This window comes from Alphaproteobacteria bacterium (assembly GCA_019695395.1).
Taxonomy (GTDB): Bacteria; Pseudomonadota; Alphaproteobacteria; order JAEUKQ01; family JAIBAD01; genus JAIBAD01.
Genome location: JAIBAD010000006.1, coordinates 48,311 through 54,613 on the forward strand (window position 1 = coordinate 48,311; position 6,303 = coordinate 54,613).

Here is a 6,303-nt window from a genome sequence, read left to right on the forward strand (position 1 = left end):
CAATTTATTAATAAAATTTTTCTTAATTAAAGAAAGTACAATAAGATGTTTAGCTTCTTTGCTATTTTATTTTTAAGTGCAATAGTTATCGCAACGACCAGTTTAATTACATATGCAGTACTTAAGTATGTTTGGAATATATTGCCTCATTTAACTATCCGGCGGCGTTTGCGTGTATTGCTAATTATAGGACCAATTTTTTTGGTACATATTATTAGCATTTGGATTTATGCAGGGATTTATTTTTTGATAGAAAATTATACCACTTTTGGACATTTAACAGGTAGTGTTAGTCCAGCGATAATAAGCTATGAAAGCTTTGTTGAAAGACTTTATTTTTCAGCTTCTACTTATGCTTCGCTTGGTTTTGGAGATATTGTACCAGATAAAGATTTACGTATGTTGGCAGGTGCAGAAGTTTTAAATGGGTTGGTTATGATCGGTTGGACAATTTCATTTACTTATTTGGCTATGGAGAAATTTTGGTCAAATTCTAATCACATTGGGAAAGATAAAAATCTTCGACACTGATTGCCTGTGTTTATCAATAAACTATGGTGAATTAAAATCGGAGGTTCTCCGCTTTATTTGATGGAATATGATATTTAATTTGTTCTCAGTTAATGTTTTTAATATTGTATTAAATTTTATATATTAACTGCCTGCATTATTTTTGGTAAGAAAGAATAGAATATGAGTGTAATTATTACATGTAATGTGGGATCCTCCAATATTAAGCTTTCAAAATTTGATACCGAAACGCATAAGTGCGAAAGGTTTAAAGTTCATAACATTAAAGAAGTAATTAAATGGCTTCATTCTATTGATAAGTCAAACATTGTTGCTATTGGTCATCGCATGATACATGGTGGGCCAGAGTTTATGCATCCTATAAAAATAGATGATATTATTCTTGAAAAATTAAGAAGATATGTGCCGCTTGCCCCGCTTCATCAATTATCAGCTATAATGTTAATTAAAGAAATACAGAAATTTTATTCTGATATAAAACAAATTGTTTGTTTTGATACAGCGTTCCATCATACGATCCCAGAAATAGAGCGTCTTCTACCACTTCCCTATTGGTATTATAAGCAAGGAATTCAACGTTATGGATCTCATGGACTTTCCTACCAATATATTGCGAATGTATTACCAAAATTCTCCAGAATTTATGAAAAAACTATTGCTGTTCATTTAGGTAGTAGCGCTTCAGCATGTGCTATGAAAAATTTAAGAAGTATTGCAATAACTATGGGATTTTCTACATTAGACGGATTAATGATGTCCACATGTAGTGGTGCTCTTGATTCCGGCGTTGTAATTTATTTAGAAAAAGAATTAGAAATGAAACCTCAGGAAATAGATCGCTTGCTTTACTTGGAATCTGGCCTGCAAGGAGTTTCCGGTATAAGCGGGGATATGAAAATATTGTTAGCTAGTGATAAGCCAGAAGCAAAACGAGCTGTTGAGCTTTATTGTTATCTTGCCGCGAAGCAAATTGTATCACTTTTGCCTGCACTTGGTGGCATTGATAGCATAGTTTTTACAGGGGGCATTGGTGAAAATGCTGCACCTATACGTGAACGTATTAGCACATTATTAGGCTGGGTGAGCAATTTCCTAATTTATGTTATACCTGCTGATGAAGAATCAGTAATTGCGAGTTCATGTTATGCCTTTTTGGCATAATCTTTCATCTGACATAATACTTAAACAACTTGGTACGACAGAGAATGGACTTTCTATGGTCGAAGCTGAGAAGCGGCTTAAGATTCATGGAGAAAATATAATACAAATTATACCGCCTCTATCTTCTATTCGGCTTTATCTGCGGCAATTTCATAATATTTTGATTTATATTTTGTTACTATCTGCATTAATTACAGCTTTGATCCAGCACTGGACGGATATGGCGGTAATTTTATGTGTTGTATTTATTAATGCATGTATTGGTTTTATTCAAGAAAGCAAAGCCGAGAAAGCGTTAAGGGCTGTTCGAGATTTACTTATTGCAAATGCTACTGTGCTGCGTGATGGACAAACGCATGTTCTTCCCGCTGCTCAATTAGTGCCTGGTGATATAGTAATAATAACTGCGGGTGATAAGGTACCTGCAGATTTACGTTTAATTATGGCTCACAATTTGCGCACACAAGAATCAATTTTAACAGGTGAGTCGTTAGATATCAAAAAAACAACTCAGCCAGTAAACCAAGACACTATTCTTTCTGAGCGTTCTTGTATGGCCTATAGTGGCACTTTTATAACAACAGGCCAAGCTAAAGGCTTAGTAGTTGCAACAGGGGTTCATACAGAAGTTGGGCGTATTAGCAATTTGATTAAAATTGATGAAATGCAAACCCCCTTAATTATAAAACTTAACCGCTTTTCATATTGGTTAGCGGCTTTTATTTTGTTAGTGGCTTTAGGTGTATTTATTTATGGTTTAATGATACGCAACTTGCCCATAAATGAGATGTTCATGATTATCACCAGTATTATAGTATCAGTAATTCCAGAAGGGTTGCCTGCTACTATTAGTATTACTATGGCATTTGGTATGCGTGCTATGGCAAAACGAAACGCTATTGTGCGGCGCTTACCAATAATTGAAGCATTGGGTAGTGTTAACGTAATTTGCACGGATAAGACTGGTACGCTTACTAGGAATGAGTTGGTAGTAACTGATATTGTTACAGCTCAGCATATTTTTTATGTTACCGGTATTGGTTATACACCAAAGGGTAAAATTTTATTTGAAAACAAAGAAATTAAATTTGACGAATATCCTACAATAAAAGATATTAGTTACGCGGCACTTTTAAATAATGATGCTACTATTAAATTTAAAAAAGATACATGGGAATTAAATGGTGATCCTACAGAAGGTGCGATTATGGCGTTTGCGCAAAAAGTAGGACAAGAGGCTGAAAAATTACATAAAATATGGCCCCGAATAGATGTTATTCCTTTTTCAGCTGAAGCTCGTTATATGGCTACTCTGCATCATAATATTAATGGAATAGGTGTTATTTATATTAAAGGTGCCCCAGAACAAATTTTAGCTATGTGTAATAGTCAACAAGGAGCTGATGGTAATGAAGAAGAACTGGATTTTAGTTATTGGGAAACAGAAATAAATAATTTGGCAAAGAATGGTAAACGTGTATTAGCTATTGCACACCGTCATACTTCTAAAGAGCATAATATTTTACAACATAAAGATATCCAAGAGAAGATGACTCTATTGGGGTTACTTGGCATTATGGATACACCCCGTGAGGAAGCGCGTAATGCTATTGCTTCATGTTTAAATGCTGGTATTGAAGTGAAGATGATTACGGGTGATCATATGCTTACTGCATCCGCAATAGCTGAAATGTTAGATATCCCAAATAGCAAACAAGTCATTGTTGGTTCTGATATAGAAAAACTATCAAATGAAGTTTTGATTCAAGTAGTAAAAAATATACATGTTTATGCACGTATGTTGCCAGAACATAAACTACGGTTAGTGAAGCTTCTACAAGAGGGTGGCGCTGTGGTAGCAATGACTGGTGATGGTGTAAATGATGCACCAGCTCTTAAAGCTGCAAATATAGGAATCGCTATGGGAAGACAAGGAACAGAAGTCGCAAAAGAAGTATCAGACTTGATATTAGCAGATAATAATTTTACCAGTATTGTACATGCAATTGAAGAGGGTCGTAATATCTATAAAAATATCAAACATACTATTCAATTTATGCTTGTAACAGATGGTGCAGAAGGATTAACTTTATTGGTTTCTGTATTTGCAGGATGGATTTTGCCTATAATGCCCTTACAAATATTATGGGTAAATATGGTAACAGCAGTTATGCTGTCGCTTACTTTTTCGTTTGTGAGAAGTAATTCTTCTAATATGCGCGATGCGCCAGTACCAATTGGAGCGCCATTATTCTCTAAATCAGCGATTGGATTAATGTTATGGCATATTTTTTTGATTACAGGTGGAACTATTGGTATATTTTTCTTTGAAATGCAGATTAAAGATACAGATTTAGCACGTACTGTTGCTATTAATGGATTAGTTTTTTTTCAAATTTATTATCTATGGGGAATGTTTTTTTTGCAAAAACAAAACTCTAATTTGACCCCAGCTATATTTGCTACGGGTGGTGTATTATTATGTCAGTTGGCATTTAACTATATCCCGTGGATGCAAAATATTTTTTCTACTAAATCAATGAATGGGTTGGAATGGTTTAAAGTAATTATGATTTCTGGAATAATATTTATCTGGCTATGGATTGAACGCTTGCTTATTTTAGTTGCAAGTAAATGTAATAATCCATCAAAAATTTAACACAATCATTGTGAAACAATATTGATGATGTTACAATAATTTTTGAGTTTATTTTAATTTAGTTAGAGGTACATTATGTCTGTTATGCTACCATCTGATAATATTCATAGCTTTCCTTTATTTTTAGGTCTTACTGAATTTGAAAAAAATGAATTAATTCAATGTGCTCATATTCGTCAAATTGCACGAAATGAGATGCTTTTTACGCAAGGTGATCCGGTTTCATACTTTTATTTTATAATTAATGGAACTATTCAACTTTTTCGTACAAATATTGATGGGCATGAAAAAACAATTGCAATTATAAAATCGGGCCAAACTATGTGTGAAGATGAAATTATGGATTCTTGCCAAAATCATCGTGTAAATGCACAAGTAGTTGAAGATTCAGCAATAATGGAGTTTCCGGCCTTATGGTTAAAAAATACAGCTAAAAAACATAGTACTTTTGCACTTAATTTATTATCGCTGATTGCCAATCATGCGCATATGGCAGAAGTAGAGGCTGAACATCAAGCAACAATGTCTGCTGCTCAATTGGTAGCTTGTTTTATGCAACGGCTATGTATTTTATATGGTTTTAATCCCGAAGGTTTTGATTTGCCTTATAGCAAAACATTAATTGCTTCACGTCTTGGTATGGAACTTGAAACTTTTTCACGCACTCTAAATAAACTTAAGGAACATGGGATTAGTATTAATGGAAATCGAGTGACAATTACGGATCTTAAGCGTATTGAAAAATACGTTTGTAATTTTTGTTCTATTTCAGAAGAATGTGAGACACATCATTCTATAAATAAGAAAACAGCCACTCAATAACTTATAAATAGTTTGTATTAATGTGAGAGCAATATAGGGAGTTGAATATTTTTTAACATATATTGTGTTACACCCCCTAATATCATTTCCCTAAACACACTATGTCCATAAGCGCCCATTATTAATAAATCAGCATTAAGTTCTTTAGTCTTTGTTGCGATAGCCTCACCCGTATTTTGATATTTCCCTGCAGGAATCAAAATACTTTCGGTAGATATGCCATGGGTCTTTAAATAAGACATGAGATTAGTTTCATCACTAAGTTCGGAATTTCGTTTTTCTACTTTAATAATATAAAATTTTTCAACACGATGTAATAAAGGTAAGGCATTATAAATAGCACGTGCTGCTTGTAAGCTACCATTCCAAGCAAAAGCTACAATTTTATCTTTAAATTCATTAGTTAAGTTATGAGGCTCAGCAGGTAATATAAATACAGGACGTCCAGTATCAAATAAAGCTGGACTAAGTAAATCATATAGTGAGGCAGATTTATGTCCAATAACAATTAGATCACTCAAACGACCTTCATGTGCAACTATAAAATCTCCCATGCCTATCAAATGTTGAAAGCGAATAGATGCATGATGCATGGGTATTTCTTTTTTATCAAAAGGTAAATTATGCTTGACAGCAAAAGAAGAAACATATTGTTTTGCTTTATGCATATGTTCCGTATTTTCTTTTTCAATTGATTTGATAAATGGGCTATTAAGAATAATTCCTTCACTATAAGTACTAGCAAAAGAAGCAGGATCAGGAGAAATATGAAGGACGCGGATCTCAGCCCCATAAGTTTTACCTAAAACGTATGCTGTATTAAGCGCATTTAGTTCATCCTGTGAACCATTAAAAATACAAAGAATTGATTTTATTGTCATAACGATGTCCCTTTCATTTTATAACTATAAAATGAAAAGGGATATAAAAGGTTTGATTTAAATCAATTAAAAAATCGTTTTATTTTATTCCTAAAAATTTTTGTGTTTGGTATAATTAATTATCTTTAACAAAAATAAGGTTATCGCGTCTGATTTATTCTTTATTGCGTCGAAATAGTAATAATTCTTAAAATTATCTAATTTTCTTGAGGAATCGCTATTATTTAAATAAAAAATCAATAAATGGCT

General features: G+C 33.1%; 5 protein-coding genes. 4 read left to right on the forward strand and 1 reads right to left on the reverse strand.

Going from position 1 to position 6,303, the window contains the following annotated elements; genetic code table 11:
* Positions 1-45 precede the first annotated feature (45 nt).
* The 4 genes from K1X44_02050 to K1X44_02065 all read left to right on the forward strand — a co-directional run bounded on the left by K1X44_02050 (position 46) and on the right by K1X44_02065 (position 5,173).
* Positions 46-531: a two pore domain potassium channel family protein gene (locus K1X44_02050; GenBank protein MBX7146072.1), complete on the forward strand. Its 486-nt coding sequence runs from the start codon at positions 46-48 to the stop codon at positions 529-531.
* Between the two features lie 162 nt (positions 532-693).
* Positions 694-1,692 (forward strand): acetate kinase, encoded by a 999-nt coding sequence (locus K1X44_02055; GenBank protein MBX7146073.1) that lies wholly within the window; start codon positions 694-696, stop codon positions 1,690-1,692.
* Positions 1,676-4,351, forward strand: coding sequence for an HAD-IC family P-type ATPase (locus K1X44_02060; protein MBX7146074.1), 2,676 nt, complete (start codon positions 1,676-1,678; stop codon positions 4,349-4,351). The genes K1X44_02055 and K1X44_02060 overlap by 17 nt, the downstream gene beginning before the upstream one ends.
* Before the next feature lie 75 nt (positions 4,352-4,426).
* The gene (locus K1X44_02065; protein ID MBX7146075.1) at positions 4,427-5,173 is read left to right on the forward strand and encodes a Crp/Fnr family transcriptional regulator; all 747 of its coding nucleotides are present in this window, start codon (positions 4,427-4,429) and stop codon (positions 5,171-5,173) included.
* Between the two features lie 17 nt (positions 5,174-5,190).
* Here K1X44_02065 and K1X44_02070 read toward each other — a convergent pair whose 3' ends face one another.
* Positions 5,191-6,054: a universal stress protein gene (locus K1X44_02070; GenBank protein MBX7146076.1), complete on the reverse strand. Its 864-nt coding sequence runs from the start codon at positions 6,052-6,054 to the stop codon at positions 5,191-5,193.
* Positions 6,055-6,303 lie beyond the last annotated feature (249 nt).

Coding starts and splice junctions, on each gene's coding strand:
- K1X44_02050 (MBX7146072.1), top strand. CDS start 46: ATGTTTAGCTTCTTTGCTATTTTATTTTTAAGTGCAATAGTTATCGCA.
- K1X44_02055 (MBX7146073.1), top strand. CDS start 694: ATGAGTGTAATTATTACATGTAATGTGGGATCCTCCAATATTAAGCTT.
- K1X44_02060 (MBX7146074.1), top strand. CDS start 1,676: ATGCCTTTTTGGCATAATCTTTCATCTGACATAATACTTAAACAACTT.
- K1X44_02065 (MBX7146075.1), top strand. CDS start 4,427: ATGTCTGTTATGCTACCATCTGATAATATTCATAGCTTTCCTTTATTT.
- K1X44_02070 (MBX7146076.1), bottom strand. CDS start 6,054: ATGACAATAAAATCAATTCTTTGTATTTTTAATGGTTCACAGGATGAA.